Annotated in this window: 12 protein-coding genes; 6 read left to right on the top strand and 6 right to left on the bottom strand. The window is 62.4% G+C overall.

The features are described 5' to 3' along the window. Positions 1–24 precede the first annotated feature (24 nt). From AADV58_RS14120 to aceK, 4 genes are all read right to left on the bottom strand, one after another. Positions 25–1,395, bottom strand: a complete 1,371-nt coding sequence (locus AADV58_RS14120; protein WP_028994619.1) for an NAD(P)(+) transhydrogenase (Re/Si-specific) subunit beta — start codon at positions 1,393–1,395, stop codon at positions 25–27. Next, a complete protein-coding gene (locus tag AADV58_RS14115) occupies positions 1,392–1,679 on the bottom strand; it encodes an NAD(P) transhydrogenase subunit alpha (RefSeq protein WP_028994620.1) in 288 nt (95 codons plus the stop codon). The genes AADV58_RS14120 and AADV58_RS14115 overlap by 4 nt, the downstream gene beginning before the upstream one ends. Next, complete coding sequence (locus tag AADV58_RS14110; RefSeq protein WP_341743482.1) at positions 1,679–2,806, bottom strand: NAD(P) transhydrogenase subunit alpha; 1,128 nt, start codon at positions 2,804–2,806, stop codon at positions 1,679–1,681. The genes AADV58_RS14115 and AADV58_RS14110 overlap by 1 nt, the downstream gene beginning before the upstream one ends. Before the next feature lie 133 nt (positions 2,807–2,939). Beyond that, on the bottom strand, positions 2,940–4,721 hold the full coding sequence (gene aceK / locus AADV58_RS14105; protein ID WP_341743481.1) for a bifunctional isocitrate dehydrogenase kinase/phosphatase: 1,782 nt from the start codon (positions 4,719–4,721) through the stop codon (positions 2,940–2,942). A 197-nt stretch (positions 4,722–4,918) separates the two neighbouring features. Between aceK and AADV58_RS14100 the strand changes: the two genes are divergently transcribed. The 5 genes from AADV58_RS14100 to AADV58_RS14080 all read left to right on the top strand — a co-directional run bounded on the left by AADV58_RS14100 (position 4,919) and on the right by AADV58_RS14080 (position 10,877). Further along, positions 4,919–7,159 carry an NADP-dependent isocitrate dehydrogenase gene (locus AADV58_RS14100; protein WP_341743480.1) on the top strand — a complete coding sequence of 747 codons (2,241 nt, stop codon included), beginning with the start codon at positions 4,919–4,921 and terminating at the stop codon, positions 7,157–7,159. Between the two features lie 180 nt (positions 7,160–7,339). Beyond that, positions 7,340–8,581, top strand: coding sequence for an NADP-dependent isocitrate dehydrogenase (gene icd / locus AADV58_RS14095; RefSeq protein WP_341743479.1), 1,242 nt, complete (start codon positions 7,340–7,342; stop codon positions 8,579–8,581). 26 nt (positions 8,582–8,607) lie between these two features. Then, positions 8,608–8,868, top strand: a complete 261-nt coding sequence (locus AADV58_RS14090) for a hypothetical protein (RefSeq protein ID WP_341743478.1) — start codon at positions 8,608–8,610, stop codon at positions 8,866–8,868. Between the two features lie 19 nt (positions 8,869–8,887). Further along, positions 8,888–9,685, top strand: coding sequence for a glutamate racemase (murI, locus tag AADV58_RS14085; RefSeq protein ID WP_424243816.1), 798 nt, complete (start codon positions 8,888–8,890; stop codon positions 9,683–9,685). Then, positions 9,678–10,877, top strand: a complete 1,200-nt coding sequence (locus tag AADV58_RS14080) for a CaiB/BaiF CoA-transferase family protein (RefSeq protein ID WP_341743476.1) — start codon at positions 9,678–9,680, stop codon at positions 10,875–10,877. The genes murI and AADV58_RS14080 overlap by 8 nt, the downstream gene beginning before the upstream one ends. Here AADV58_RS14080 and AADV58_RS14075 read toward each other — a convergent pair. Then, the gene (locus AADV58_RS14075) at positions 10,874–12,502 is read right to left on the bottom strand and encodes a methyl-accepting chemotaxis protein (RefSeq protein ID WP_341743475.1); all 1,629 of its coding nucleotides are present in this window, start codon (positions 12,500–12,502) and stop codon (positions 10,874–10,876) included. The two genes, AADV58_RS14080 and AADV58_RS14075, sit on opposite strands and share 4 nt — an antisense overlap. Positions 12,503–12,601: 99 nt before the next feature. Next, entirely contained in the window at positions 12,602–13,129 is a 528-nt protein-coding gene (locus tag AADV58_RS14070) for an energy transducer TonB (RefSeq protein WP_341743474.1), read from the bottom strand. A gap of 71 nt (positions 13,130–13,200) precedes the next feature. Here AADV58_RS14070 and AADV58_RS14065 point away from each other — a divergent pair, with 71 nt between their 5' ends. After that, positions 13,201–14,214, top strand: coding sequence for an ankyrin repeat domain-containing protein (locus AADV58_RS14065; RefSeq protein ID WP_341743473.1), 1,014 nt, complete (start codon positions 13,201–13,203; stop codon positions 14,212–14,214). The last annotated feature ends 121 nt before the right edge of the window (positions 14,215–14,335 follow it).

Here is a 14,335-nt window from a genome sequence, read left to right as displayed (position 1 = left end):
TGTCCGGATATGGCCTGGATCAAATCAGGCCAGGGTTTTCAGGTGCTGGATGATTTCGCCGGCCGCCGGTTGCGCATCGCCGTACAGCATGCGGCAATTATCGGTGTAGAACAGCGCGTTTTCGATGCCGGAATAGCCGGTGCCCTTGCCGCGTTTGACGACAATGACGTTCTGCGCCTGGTCGGCGTTGAGAATGGGCATGCCGTAGATCGGGCTGGACTTGTCGCTGCGTGCGCTCGGATTGACCACGTCGTTGGCCCCAATGACCAGCGCCACGTCGGCCTGGCCGAACTCGCCGTTGATTTCCTCGAGGTCGAAAATCTTGTCGTAGGGCACGCCAGCCTCGGCCAGCAGCACGTTCATGTGGCCTGGCATGCGCCCGGCGACCGGATGGATGGCGAACTTCACCTCGACGCCCGCTTCTTCGAGAATCTCGGTCATTTCCCAGATCTTGTGCTGGGCATGCGCAACCGCCATGCCGTAGCCGGGGACGATGATCACCTTGCTCGCGTAGCGCATCATCGCCGCCGCATCGAGCGCCGACAATTCCTTCATCGTGCCTTCGATGGCTTCGCCGCCACCGCTCGCCGCCAGCGGGGTGAACAGGATGTTCGACAGCGGCCGGTTCATTGCCTTGGCCATCAGTTGCGTGAGCAGTGTGCCGGCGGCACCGACGACGATGCCGGCAATGATCAGCGCCGGGTTGCCGAGGACGTAGCCCTCGAAACCCACGGCCAGGCCGGTGAAGGCGTTGAACAGCGAGATCACCACCGGCATGTCGGCGCCGCCGATCGGCAGGGTGACGATCAGCCCGAGCACCAACGCGACGAAGAAGAAGGCGATCACCAGTTCCGGCTGTTGCGGGGCCAGGGTGATGACGGCCAGGCCGAGACCGACGGCAACCAGTGCCAGCAGCACGTTGACCGCGTTCTGCGCCGGCAGGCGGTAGGCTTTTTTGAGGATGCCCTGCAACTTGGCCCAGGCGACGCAGGAGCCGGTAAACGACACCGCGCCGATCAGCGCGCCGAGCACCGCCAACGTCGTCGCCACCAGGCCGTGCATTTCGCCCTTGGCGAACTCGACGGCAGCAATCGCTGCTGCCGCGCCGCCGCCCATCCCGTTGTAGATGGCGACCATCTGCGGCATGTCGGTCATCTTGACCTTCTGTGCTGAAATCCAGGCAGCGCCGCCGCCGATGAGCAGTGCCAGGGCCATCAGGCCGAGGTTCTGCAGGCCGGGGATGAGGAAGGTGGCGGCGATCGCCAGCAGCATGCCGTAGCCGGCGATGACGATGCCGCGTCGGGCCGAGGTCGGCGAACCCATGCCCTTGAGGCCGAAAATGAACAGCAGGGCGCCGGCGAACCAGGCGCCCTGGACGTAGATCGGGGCGGTCATTGGCCGTTCTCCTTCTTCTTGAACATGGCCAGCATGCGTTCGGTGACGACGTAGCCGCCGGCCGCGTTGGCGGCACCCAGGGCGACGGCGAAGAAACCGATGGCCTGCTGCAGCGGTGTCTCGGCCATGCCGAGGACGAGCATGGCACCGACGACGACCACGCCGTGGATGAAGTTGGAGCCAGACATCAGCGGTGTGTGCAGGATCACCGGGACCTTGGCGATGATCTCGTAGCCGGTGAAGGCGGCGAGCATGAAGATGTAGAGTGCGAGCAAACCGTCCATCAGGCGTCTCCCAGGATTTGTCTGACTGCGGTATGGACGGTGGCGCCGTCGCGGCACAGCACGGTGCCGGCGACCACTTCGTCGTCCCAGTCGATGCGCAGTTCGCCGTCCTTGATCCACGGCGAGAGGAAGTTGTAGAGATTCTTGGCGTATAGCTCCGAGGCGTGCGTCGGCATGCGCGACGGCAGGTTGAGCGGGCCGTGGATGTTCACGTCGTTGGCGATGACGTGTTCGCCCGGTTGCGTCAACTCGCAGTTGCCGCCCGATTCAGCGGCCATGTCGACGATGATGGCGCCGTACTTCATGCGCCCGACCATGTCGCGGGTGATGATCACCGGCGCCCGCTTGCCCGGAATGGCGGCGGTACTGATGACGACGTCGGCGGCGGCAATGGCCTTGGTCAGCCGTTCAGCCTGGGCGGCCTTTTCCTCGGCCGTCAGTTCGCGCGCATAGCCGCCGCTGCCGTCAGCGGAGACACCGGTATCGACAAACTTGGCGCCGAGCGATTCGATCTGCTCCTTGGCGGCGGCGCGGACATCGTAGGCTTCGACCATGGCACCCAGGCGCTTGCAGGTGGCGATTGCCTGCAGGCCGGCGACGCCGGCGCCGATGACGAGCACGCGCGCCGGACGGATGGTGCCGGCGGCGGTGGTCAACATCGGGAAGAACTTGGTGCACCGGGCGGCGGCAATCAGGCCGCACTGGTAACCCGAGCAGGCGCCCTGGCTGGACAGCGCGTCCATGCTCTGGGCACGCGAGATGCGTGGCAGCAGTTCGAGGGCGAAGGCGGTGATCTTGCGGGCGTTCAGCGCGGCCAGCCGTTCCCGGCTCTCGAAGGGCTTGAGCAGGCCGATCAGCACCGCGCCTTCCGGCATGGCGGCGACTTCGTCCAGGCTCGGCGGCGTCACCCGCAGGATCAGGTCGGCGCTGGCGTAGGCTTCGGGCAGGCCGGGGGCGAAATCGACCTCGGCGTAGTCGGTGTCAAGGAAATGGCTTTGCGCACCGGCGCTCTGCTCCATCCGCAATCGCGCGCCGAGCGCGGAAAACTTCTTGGCCGTTTCAGGAACCAGTGCCGTCCGGCATTCGCCTTCAGCACGTTCCCGAGCCAGCGCCAGGGTCAGCGGCATGCTCGCTCTCCTTATCATGAGTCATTGCTGGGTTAATTTTTCCCGACAAAGATAAGGGCTTTGTTACTCCTGAAATAGTCAGGATTGCTGAAGCCACGGATCAGCGATTGCTTATGAATGAGCGCTGCCCGGCTCAAGCTTCGTTGTTGACGGTCGGCCGGCAGTGGATGAAGCGCAGTTCCTCCGGATAAGGGAAGAAATCCTCGACCTGCCCGGCCCGGATGTTTTCCTGGGTTTTCTGCCAGAAGGCCGGGGTGAGCAGATCCTTGTGGTGCTTCATGAACAGCTTGCGCACCTGTGGCGAGCCGAGCAGGAAGGTGGCGAATTCCTCGGGGAAAACGTCGTTGCGCGCCACCGGGTACCAGACCTCGCCCGACATTTCCGTCTCGAAATCCGGGGCCAGCGGAATCTTGCGGAAGTTGATGTCGGTCATGTACTCGATTTCGTCGTAATCGTAGAAGACGACGCGGCCGTAGCGGGTGACGCCGAAATTCTTCCACAGCATGTCGCCGGGGAAGATGTTGGCCTGCGCCAGTTCGCGGATGGCGCTGCCGTACTCCTTGATCGCGTGCTCCAGGCCGTCGAGGTCGTTGGCCTTGTCCATGCGGTCGAGGTGGATGTTCAAGGGCTCCATCCGGCGCTCGATGTACAGGTGCTTGATGATCAGCTGTTCGCCGTCGATCTCGTAGCAACTGGGGGCAAGGCGTTCGAGTTCGTCGAGGATTTCGTCGTTGAAGCGGGCCAGCGGGAAGAGCACGTTGGAGAACTCCAGCGTGTCGGCCATGCGCCCGACGCGGTCGACCTGCTTGACCATCATGAACTTCCGCTTGACCGTGGCGCGGTCCATTTCCTTGGAACTGCCGAACACGTCCTTGATGATCTTGAACACGTAGGGGTAGGAGGGCAGCGTGAACACCAGCATGACCAGGCCGCGGATGCCGGGGGCCATGACGAACTTGTCCTGCGAATGGTGCAGGTGATAGATGAAGTCGCGGAAGAACATCGTCTTCCCCTGCTTGCCCAGGCCGAGCATGATGTAAATCTCGGAGCGCGGCTTGTTTGGCATGATGGCGCGCAGAAACTGGACGTAGCCGGACGGGACTTCCATGTCCACCATGAAGTAGGCGCGCGACAGCGAGAACAGCAGGCCGATGCGCCAGCCGTCGAGCAGGATGGTGTCGAGGTAGAGCTTGCCGTCGTTGTCGTGCAGGACAGGAATGGCGAAAGGGTACTCGACCGCGCCGTTGATTGCCTTGCCGATGATGTAGGCGGCCTTGTTACGGTAGAAGGCCGAACCGAGCACCTGGATCTGGAAATTGACCTCGCGCCCCGGCATGTGTTTCAGGGCGCGGCGGATGGCGTGGTAGACGTAATTGACGTCGCGCTCCAGGTCGGCGAACGGGCGCTGCCAGTGGAAGTCGCGGACGATCTGGCGGATGGCACCGCGCAGGCCGTCGGCTTCGGCGTAATAGCTGCGGTAGGTCGGCGCTTCGTCGGCTTCCAGGTTCTCGGTCGAGATGCTCGGGCGGACGAACAGGAAATCGTTGTGGAAATAGGTCCGGTGCAGGATCTTGGTCGTCACCGAATTGAAGAAGGTTTCGGCCAGTTCCGGCTGCTTGTGGTTGAGCAGCAGGCCGATGTAGAGCAGCTTGACCTGCTGCCAGGTGGCGTCGTCCAGGTGCTCGGCGTCGAATTCGGTGCGCAGGCGTTCGACGCATTCGTCCACCCGGTCGTCGTAGAAGCGGATGCGCTCCTTGACTGCACGGTGCACACCTTGCCAGTCGCCCTTTTCGAAGCGGGTCTTGGCCTCGCGGCAGGTCTGGCGAAACAGCGTGTAATGGCGATTGAAGCCCTGGATCAGCGCCAGTGCGATGTGGTGGGCATTGGTGCCGTACAGTCCGACCGAAATCTTCATTATTCTGTCTCCCGCTGCTGGCGGGGATTCTAGCATCGCACCCGGGGTCTTTCGGGGTGCTCCGCACTGTGAAACAGCGTTTCATCGGTTGACCTGAGCGGCGCCGTTGCGGATACTCCTAAGGCTTTGTAAGCACCGCGCAAGGGTGTCGGCGTATTGTCGACTTACATATCAAAACCATCCACCAAGGGGTTAGCATGTCCGCAGGCAAGTCCAAGATCATCTACACGCTCACCGACGAGGCGCCGCTGCTGGCGACTTGTGCCTTTTTGCCGATCATCCGCACTTTCACCGGGCCGGCCGGTATCGAGATCGAGAAGGCCGACATCTCGGTTTCCGCCCGCGTGATCGCCGAATTCTCCGAATTCCTCAGCGAAGAACAGCGTCTGCCCAACACCCTGGCCGAACTCGGCAAGAAGTGCCTGGAACCCGAGACCAACATCATCAAGCTGCCGAACATTTCGGCTTCGGTGGCTCAGCTCAAGGCCTGCATCAAGGAATTGCAGGAAAAGGGCTATGCCATCCCCGATTACCCGGAAACCGCCGACACCGAAGAAGCCAAGGCACTCAAGGCCCGCTTCGGCAAGTGCCTCGGTTCGGCCGTCAATCCGGTGCTGCGCGAAGGCAACTCCGACCGTCGCGCACCGATGGCCGTCAAGAACTACGCCAAGAAGCATCCGCATTCGATGGGCGAGTGGAAGCAGTGGTCGCAGACCCATGTTTCGCACATGCACGGCGGTGACTTCTACCACGGCGAAAAGTCGATGACCCTGGACAAGCCGCGCGAAGTGCGCATGGAGTTGATCGCCAAGGGCGGCAAGGTGACCGTGCTCAAGCCCAAGGTTTCCCTGCTGGCCGGCGAGATCATCGATTCGATGTTCATGAGCAAGAAGGCGCTGTGCGACTTCTACGAAAAGGAACTGGAAGACTGCCGTCAGGCCGGCATCCTGTTCTCGCTGCACGTCAAGGCAACGATGATGAAGGTCTCGCACCCGATCGTCTTCGGCCACTGTGTCAAGATCTACTACAAGGACGCCTTCGAGAAGCACGCCAAAACCTTTGAGGAACTGGGCATCAACGTCAATAACGGCATGGTCGATCTGTACGAGAAGATCAAGACCCTGCCGGAATCGAAGCACGACGAGATCATCCGCGACCTGCATGCCTGCCACGAACACCGCCCGGAGCTGGCGATGGTCGACTCGGCCAAGGGCATCACCAACTTCCATTCTCCGAACGACATCATCGTCGACGCCTCGATGCCGGCAATGATGCGTCAGGGCGGCAAGATGTGGGGCGCCGACGGCAAGCAGTACGACAGCAAGTGCGTGATGCCGGAATCGACCTTCGCCCGCATCTACCAGGAAATGATCAACTTCATGAAGTGGCACGGCAATTTCGATCCGCGCACCATGGGTACGGTCCCGAACGTCGGCCTGATGGCTCAGCAGGCCGAGGAATACGGCTCGCACGACAAGACCTTTGAAATCGCCGAAGACGGCATCGCCAACATCGTCGATAACGCCACCGGCGAAGTCCTGCTGTCGCAGAACGTCGAACAGGGCGATATCTGGCGCATGTGCCAGGTCAAGGACGCGCCGATCCGCGACTGGGTCAAGCTGGCCGTCACCCGTGCCCGCAACTCCGGCATGCCGGCCGTGTTCTGGCTGGACCCGTATCGTCCGCACGAAGCCGAACTGATCAAGAAGGTCGAGACCTACCTCAAGGATCATGACACCACCGGCCTCGAGATCAAGATCATGAGCCAGGTCCGTGCCATGCGCTTCACGCTGGAACGTGTGGCCCGCGGTCTGGACACGATTTCGGTGACCGGCAACATCCTGCGCGACTACCTGACCGACCTGTTCCCGATCATGGAACTGGGCACCTCGGCCAAGATGCTGTCGATCGTCCCGCTGATGAACGGCGGCGGCATGTACGAAACCGGTGCCGGCGGCTCCGCCCCGAAGCATGTCCAGCAACTGACGCAGGAAAACCACCTGCGCTGGGATTCGCTGGGCGAATTCCTGGCCCTGGCGGTATCGCTGGAAGAACTCGGCATCAAGGAAGGCAACGCCCGCGCCAAACTGCTGGCCAAGACGCTCGACGCCGCCACCGGCAAGCTACTGGACAACAACAAGTCGCCGTCGCCGAAGACTGGCGAGCTCGATAACCGCGGCTCGCAGTTTTACCTGGCCATGTACTGGGCGCAGGAACTGGCAGCACAGAAGGACGATGCCGAACTGGCAGCCCACTTCGCCAAGCTGGCCAAGACCCTGACCGACAACGAGGCACAGATCGTTGCCGAACTGAAGATGGTCCAGGGCAAGCCGGCCGATATCGGCGGTTACTACAAGGCTGATTCGGAAAAGTGCAAGGCCATCATGCGCCCGAGCCCAACGCTGAATGCCGCCCTGAAGAGCATGCGCGCTGCCTGAACACCGGCAGGCGATTGAAACGGAAAGCGAAGGCTGCGGCCTTCGCTTTTTTTTGCCCGTCGTGCTGGCTGACACCTTTCCTGCTTTGTTCCATAATGGCCCGCACTGTCGGTTCGCGGAGACCTCCGGGCCGGCAAGCAGCCAGCACGGCCGTTCCCACAACAACGCAAGGAGATGCCCATGACTTCTCACCTCAAGGTTCCGCAAGGGGGAGCGAAAATCGTTCCCGGGCAACCGACGCCGGACAATCCCATCATCCCGTTCATCGAAGGCGACGGTATCGGCATCGACATTACGCCGGTGATGATCAAGGTCATCGATGCGGCGGTCGACAAGGCCTACGGTGGCAAGAAGAAAATCCACTGGATGGAGGTGTACGCCGGCGAGAAATCGACGCGGCTGTACGGGCCGGACGAGTGGCTGCCCAAGGAAACCTTCGACGCCCTGAAGGAATTCTCAGTGTCGATCAAGGGGCCGATGACGACCCCGGTCGGCGGCGGCATCCGTTCGCTGAACGTGGCCTTGCGCCAGGAGCTCGACCTCTACCAGTGCGTGCGGCCGGTCCGCTACTTCAAGGGCGTGCCCAGCCCGTTGAAGCATCCGGAACTGACCAACATGGTCATTTTCCGTGAGAACACCGAGGACATCTACGCTGGTGTCGAATGGGCTGCCGGCTCCGAGGGTGTGAAGAAGGTGATCGATTTCCTGGTCAAGGAAATGGGCGTCCGCAAGATCCGTTTTCCGGAAAGCTCGGGTATCGGCATCAAGCCGGTGTCGGTCGATGGCACCCAGCGCCTGGTGCGCGCGGCCATCCAGTACGCGATTGCCAACGACCGCAAGTCGGTGACCATCGTGCACAAGGGCAACATCATGAAATTCACCGAAGGCCTGTTCCGCGATGTCGCCTACAAGCTGGCGCAGGAGGAATTCGGCGCCGAGCCGATCGACGGCGGTCCGTGGTGCAAGGTGAAGAACCCGAATTCCGGTCGCGAGATCGTGATCAAGGACTCGATCGCCGACGCTTTCCTGCAGCAGATCCTGCTGCGTCCGGCGGAGTACGACGTGATCGCCACCACCAACCTCAATGGCGACTATATTTCCGATGCGCTGGCTGCCCAGGTTGGTGGCATCGGCATTGCGCCGGGGGCCAACATCTCGGACAAGTACGCTTGTTTCGAAGCGACCCATGGTACGGCGCCGAAGTATGCCGGCCTCGACAAGGTCAATCCGGGCTCGCTGATCCTGTCGGCCGAGATGATGTTGCGTCACCTCGGCTGGAAGGAAGCCGCAGACCTGGTCATCAAGGCCATGGAGGCCGCCATCGGCGACAAGAAGGTCACCTACGATTTCGCCCGCCTGATGGATGGGGCCGACGAACTGTCGTGCTCGGAGTTCGGCGACGCGATGATCGCCCGGATGTAAATTCAATAATCTTTCGAGGAATAGCCATGAACAAGATCATCACCCTGGGTTTGTCCTGCCTTTTCGCCAGCACGCTGGCGGTTGCTGCGCCGGTGGATTGCGAAGCGCAGGCCGTGAGCAAGGACGGCAAGCCGCTGGCCGGTGCAGCCAAGACTGCATCGATCAAGAAGTGCGAACGTGAGAACAAGGGCGCCGCGTGCGAGGCCCGTGCCATCGACAAGAACGGCAAGCCGCTGGCCGGTGCCGCCAAGACCGCCTTCATCAAGAAGTGCGAAGCCGGGAACTGAGTCTGCCGCCCTCGTTTTTGTGTCGCAGTCTCAACCTATTGCCGTATTTGATTCCGGCCTCGGCGGTTTGACCGTGTTGCGCGCCTTGCGCGCACGGTTGCCGCGCGAGGATTTTTTCTACTTTGCCGATACCCGCTTCCTGCCTTACGGGGACAGGCCCGAGGCCTTCCTGCGCGAACGCGGGGTAAGCATTGCCGAGGCCTTGCGTCGCCGGGGTGCCAAAGCCCTGGTGGTTGCCTGCAATACGGCCACGGCCGCTGCCGCAGAAGCCATCCGGGCGGCCGTCACGGGCCCGGTCGTGGCGCTCGAACCGGGGGTCAAACCGGCGGTGGCACTCAGCGGCAACAAGTGCATCGGCGTCCTGGCGACCACGCGGACGCTGGCCAGCGAACGTTTCCAGCGTCTGGTCGGGACGCATGCCGCCGGTGCCCGGGTGATCGCCCAGCCCTGCCCGGGGCTGGCCGAGGCCATCGAAGCCGAGGGCCCGGAAGGGGCCGGTGTGACGGCCTTGCTCGACAGCTTTGTCGCGCCGCTGGCTGCGGCTTCGGTGGATGTGGTGGTGCTCGGCTGCACGCATTATCCCTGGGTCGCCGAAGCCATCCGCCAACGTCTGCCGGCGGGCACGCAACTACTCGATACTGGTGAAGCGGTCGCCCGCCAACTCGAACGCCTGCTGCTGGCTGGTGGCTTGCAGGGCGGCGGTCAGGGGCAATTGACGGTGACTACCAGCGGTTCGCCGACCAGTGTGCACGCCACGGTCGACCGTTTGTGGGGCGAGCATCTGTCGGTCACGCACTGGGAGCCGGAACATGCCTGAACACCAGAAGCCGCTGGCCGGACTCAAGGTGGTTGAACTCGGCACCCTGATTGCCGGGCCGTTCTGCACACGGATCATGGCCGAGTTCGGCGCCGAGGTGATCAAGGTCGAAGCGCCTGACGGCGGCGATCCGCTGCGCAAATGGCGCAAGCTCTATGAGGGCACATCGCTGTGGTGGTACGTCCAGGCGCGCAACAAGAAATCGGTGACGGCCAATCTCAAGCATCCGGGTGGGCGCGAATTTGTCCGCCGGCTGATTGCCGGGGCCGACCTCCTGGTCGAGAATTTCCGCCCTGGCGTGCTGGAAAAGCTCGGCCTGGGCTGGGAGCAACTCAAGGCAGATAACCCCGGCCTGGTCATGGTCCGCCTGTCCGGCTTCGGCCAGACCGGGCCGTACAAGGATCAGCCGGGTTTCGGCGCGGTTGGCGAATCGATGGGCGGCTTGCGCTACATCACCGGTTTCCCCGACCGGCCGCCGGTACGGACCGGAATTTCCATCGGCGATTCGATTGCCGCCCTGTGGGGGGCGATCGGCGCCTTGATGGCGTTGCGTCACCGGGAGGTCAATGGCGGTGCCGGCCAGGTCGTCGATGTGGCGCTGTACGAGGCGGTTTTCGCGATGATGGAGTCGCTGGTGCCGGAATACGATGTGTTCGGTTTCGTGCGCGAACGGACCGGCAACATCATGCCCGGCATTACGCCGTCGAACACGCACACGACGCGCGACGGCAAGCATGTCACCATCGGCGCCAATGGCGACGCGATCTTCCGCCGTTTCATGCAGGCCATCGGTCGTCACGATCTGGCCGACGATCCCGGGCTGGCCGACAACGCCGGTCGCGATGCCCGGCGCGACGAAATCTACGCGCTGATCGATGCCTGGTGTGCCGGCCATGATGAAGCCGAGGTGCTGGCCTTGCTCGAACAGGCCGGTGTGCCCGCTTCACGTGTCTATTCGGCGGTCGACATGTTTGCCGACCCGCAATTCATCGCCCGGCAGATGTTCCAGACGGCGACCTTGCCCGATGGCAAGCCTTTCCGCATGCCGGGCATCGTTCCCACCCTGTCGGATACGCCGGGCGGCACCGAATGGATCGGGCCGACGCTCGGCGAGCATACCGATGCGGTACTCACCGGGCTGGGCTACGACGCGGCGCACATTGCCAGGATGCGCGCCGACGGTGCGGTCTAGACCTTGAAGCGGCTGATCAGCTGCTTGAGATTGACAGCGATTTCCTGCAGTTGATGCGCAGTGCTGGCGGTGCCGCGTATGGTCTGGGTGGTTTCCTCGACCATGTTGGCAATCTGCTCGACCCGCTGGGCGATCGAGGTGCTGGCGGTGCTCTGTTCCTTGGTCGCGTCGGCCACCTCGCCGATGCGTTCGAGCGTACGCCGGGCGCCGTCCTCGATGGCGCGCAGCGAGTCAGACGCTGACGAAGCCAGGGCGACGCCCTGGTGGACTTCCGGCAGGGCTGCGTTCATGGCTTCGACGGCGCCGACAGTGTCGCCCTGGATGCCAACGATCATCTGTTCGATTTCGGTCGTCGCCAGCGAGGTCCGTTCGGCCAGCTTGCGTACCTCGTCGGCGACGACGGCGAAGCCGCGCCCCTGCTCGCCGGCGCGTGCCGCTTCAATGGCGGCATTGAGTGCCAGCAGGTTGGTCTGGCCGGCGATGTCCTTGATCACGTTGGCGATGCTGGAAATCTGCTTGGCTCTTTCTTCGAGGGCATGGATCCGGGTGGAGGCGTCGGACACCGTTTCCGAAATCTGCTGGATCGCCTGTGAGGCTTGATCGACGCGGGCCGAGCCCTGGCCCGAGAGTTCGACGGCGGCGACCGAGTCCTGCGAGGTGTCGCGGGCGCTGTCGGAAATGTGGTTGGAGCTGACGGTCAGTTCCTCGATGGCCGCCGCCATTGCCGACGTGGCATCCGATTGCTGCTCGGCCGCGCGAGCCACCTCCTCGGACGCGCTGGCGATATGTTCGGCATTGTCGACCAGACGGTTGGCGTCGCTGTTGATTTCGCTGACCATCTTGCGCAGGGCCAGGGTCATGCCGCCGAGCGTGTTCAGCATGCTGCCCGGCGGTGCCTGGTCGATGCTGGCAGTCAGGTCGCCGTTGGCGATGCGTTCCATGATTTCGCTGGCGGCCTTGGGTTCGCCGCCAAGCTGATTCAGGATGCTGCGGCTGACCAGGTAACCGAACAGCACCAGGGTGGCGAGCAGTACGGTGGAAATGCCGCCGAGCAGCCAGGCCACCTGGCGAAATTCCTTGTCCACATCGTCGATGTAGATGCCGGTGCCGACCACCCAGTTCCACGGAGTGAACAAAGTCGTGTAGCCGAGTTTCGGTTCGGGGTTCTGCTGTCCGGCACGCGGGAACCAGTAATCGACGAAACCGCCGCCGGCCTTGGCTGCGGCGATCAGCTCGCGGATGATGTATTTGCCATGCGTGTCCTGCATGTCTAGCTTTTGCTGGCCTTCCAGCTTCGGGTTGCCGCCGTGCAGGAAATAGACGCCTCCAGTATCGAAGCCGAAGTAGTAGTCGTCTTCCCCGTAGCGCAGGTCACGCAAGCTGTCGCGTGCTGCATTCTTGGCGTCTTCTTCGGAAATTTTGCCGCTGGCGGCCAGTTGATGGTGGTGTTTTACGATACCGAGGGCAACTTCAACGATATCCCGGGTTTTCTGCTTGCGGTCCTCAAGCATGCTGTCCTTGAGTTGGAGGAGCGAGACCAGGCAGAGAACGATCAGTCCGACCAGGGTCAGTCCGACCAGGAGTTGCATGCGTGTGGCTACCCGAAGGTTGGCTAATGCGCTCATGTTTAAGTTCCCCGATGTCGATGTTTGATTATCTTTCGAGAATATCAGTAAATGTTTTCATGGTGATGTATGTTGTATTTTATGTTTTTGCTGTTATTTTTATTTTAGTCGGAAACGGACGGGGAGCAAGGACTCCATCGGTGCGTTGGCTGGTAGAGAATGCAGGCGACGTACCGCACGTAGCGCGGCATCATCGAGCAGCGGGTGGCCGCTGCTTTCCTCGATCCGGGCGGCGACGACCTGGCCGTCTTCATCGAGCATCAGAAGAACCAGGGCTTCACCCTCCAGGCCGTGCCGGATGGCTTCTTCGGGGTAGAACAACCCTTCCCGCTGCTGGGCGGAAAACTGTTCGGAGATGGCCTGGGTCCAGGTTTTTTGGATTGTCCGGGAGGATTTCCTGGGGGGCGGTTCGCTTCTGGCCAGCGTTGCCGGGGGGGGGGGCGGTTCGGGGAGCAGCAATTCCGGTGTCGCCGCTAGGGGAGGCAAGGGCTCCAGGCGGGCTTGCAAGGGCTGGGCTGCCGGTGGTGTGGCGACTGGCGTGGCCGACCAGAAATCGACGAACGGCAGCAGGTGCAGCAGCAGGGATGCAACTAGGGCGCCAAGGAGCGGGCGAAGCGTTCGTGACATGAGAGAATGGCGGCTGTCTGATTGAGGCAGGATCTTCGATGAGCAGGATGCACAGGAAAATCGTTGCGGCAATGATAATCGGGATGGCGCTGGTTTGCCCCGTTCACGCCCAGTGGTGGCCGAGCGGTGAGGTCAAATTGCCTGACCCGGTGACTTTTGCCAACCAGATGGAATTGGGCGAAGTCAAAACCGCGGCGGCCTGGCTGGATGCAGGTCTCCCCCCTGACTTCATGGGCAGCCGGATCGGTTCTGGCCTGATGATCGGTGCCTGGGAGGGCAACATCGAATTGATGCGCCTGTTCATTTCCCGCGGTGCCGACATCAATCTGCGCAACGCGAGTGGCGAGTCGGCGCTGGCGCTGGCTGCCTGGCGGGGGCAAAAGGCGGCAGCACAATGGTTGATCGAGCGCGGTGCGCGCATCAACGCGCCGGACAAGCACTGGTCTCCCCTGCATTACGCCGTTTTTGGCGGGCACGAATCGATGGTCGATTACCTGCTGGAGCAGGGCGCCGATATCGAAGCGCGCACAACCAACGGCTCCAGTGTCTTGATGATGGCAGTGTACGAAGGGCATCAGCCGCTGGTGCGCAAGTTGATCGAGAAGGGCGCCCGTCGCGATGTCAGCAACGACTGGGGTGATGGCGCCCTGGAATGGGCGATGCGCAACAACAATCTCGGCCTCGCACGGATGATCGCCAGCCCGGAGGAGTTCAATATCGCCGTCAGCAAACCGCGTGAGAGCTGGGGCACGCCGCAGGGATCGTTGACCATGAGCAAGGAACTGGCGGCGTTGCTGGACATGCGCAAGACACTGGCCGAGCGCAACATGTCTACCGAGGCCATCGACCGGCGTATTGCTGCCGAAAGGGTTCGCTTGGTACGCGAGCGCTTCGATCGTCCCGGGCCGCAACGGGCGGCGACGCTGGAAGTCACGGCAAGCCGCAATGCGCCCGAGCAACAGTCGGTGCGCGTGATCCGGAAAAGCGTTGCCGATACGTCGCAGGAAAAGCAGTTCAAGGCACCGCCAGCGACTTATTTCGGTACGCCGAAAATGCCGCCCAAGGCGCCGCTGCGCAATTACTGAGCGCGCTTTGCCCGGTGGTCGGATTGCCAAGTGCGCCCACCTGATGCAGACTCGCCGAAAATCATCGAATCTGGAGTGACAGCATGTTGTATGTGGCAAGGGACGCGCAGGGAAATATCAT

Source organism: Azonexus hydrophilus, assembly GCF_038368255.1.
Taxonomy (GTDB): Bacteria; Pseudomonadota; Gammaproteobacteria; order Burkholderiales; family Rhodocyclaceae; genus Azonexus; species Azonexus hydrophilus.
This window is presented reverse-complemented; position numbering and strand designations above follow the sequence as displayed.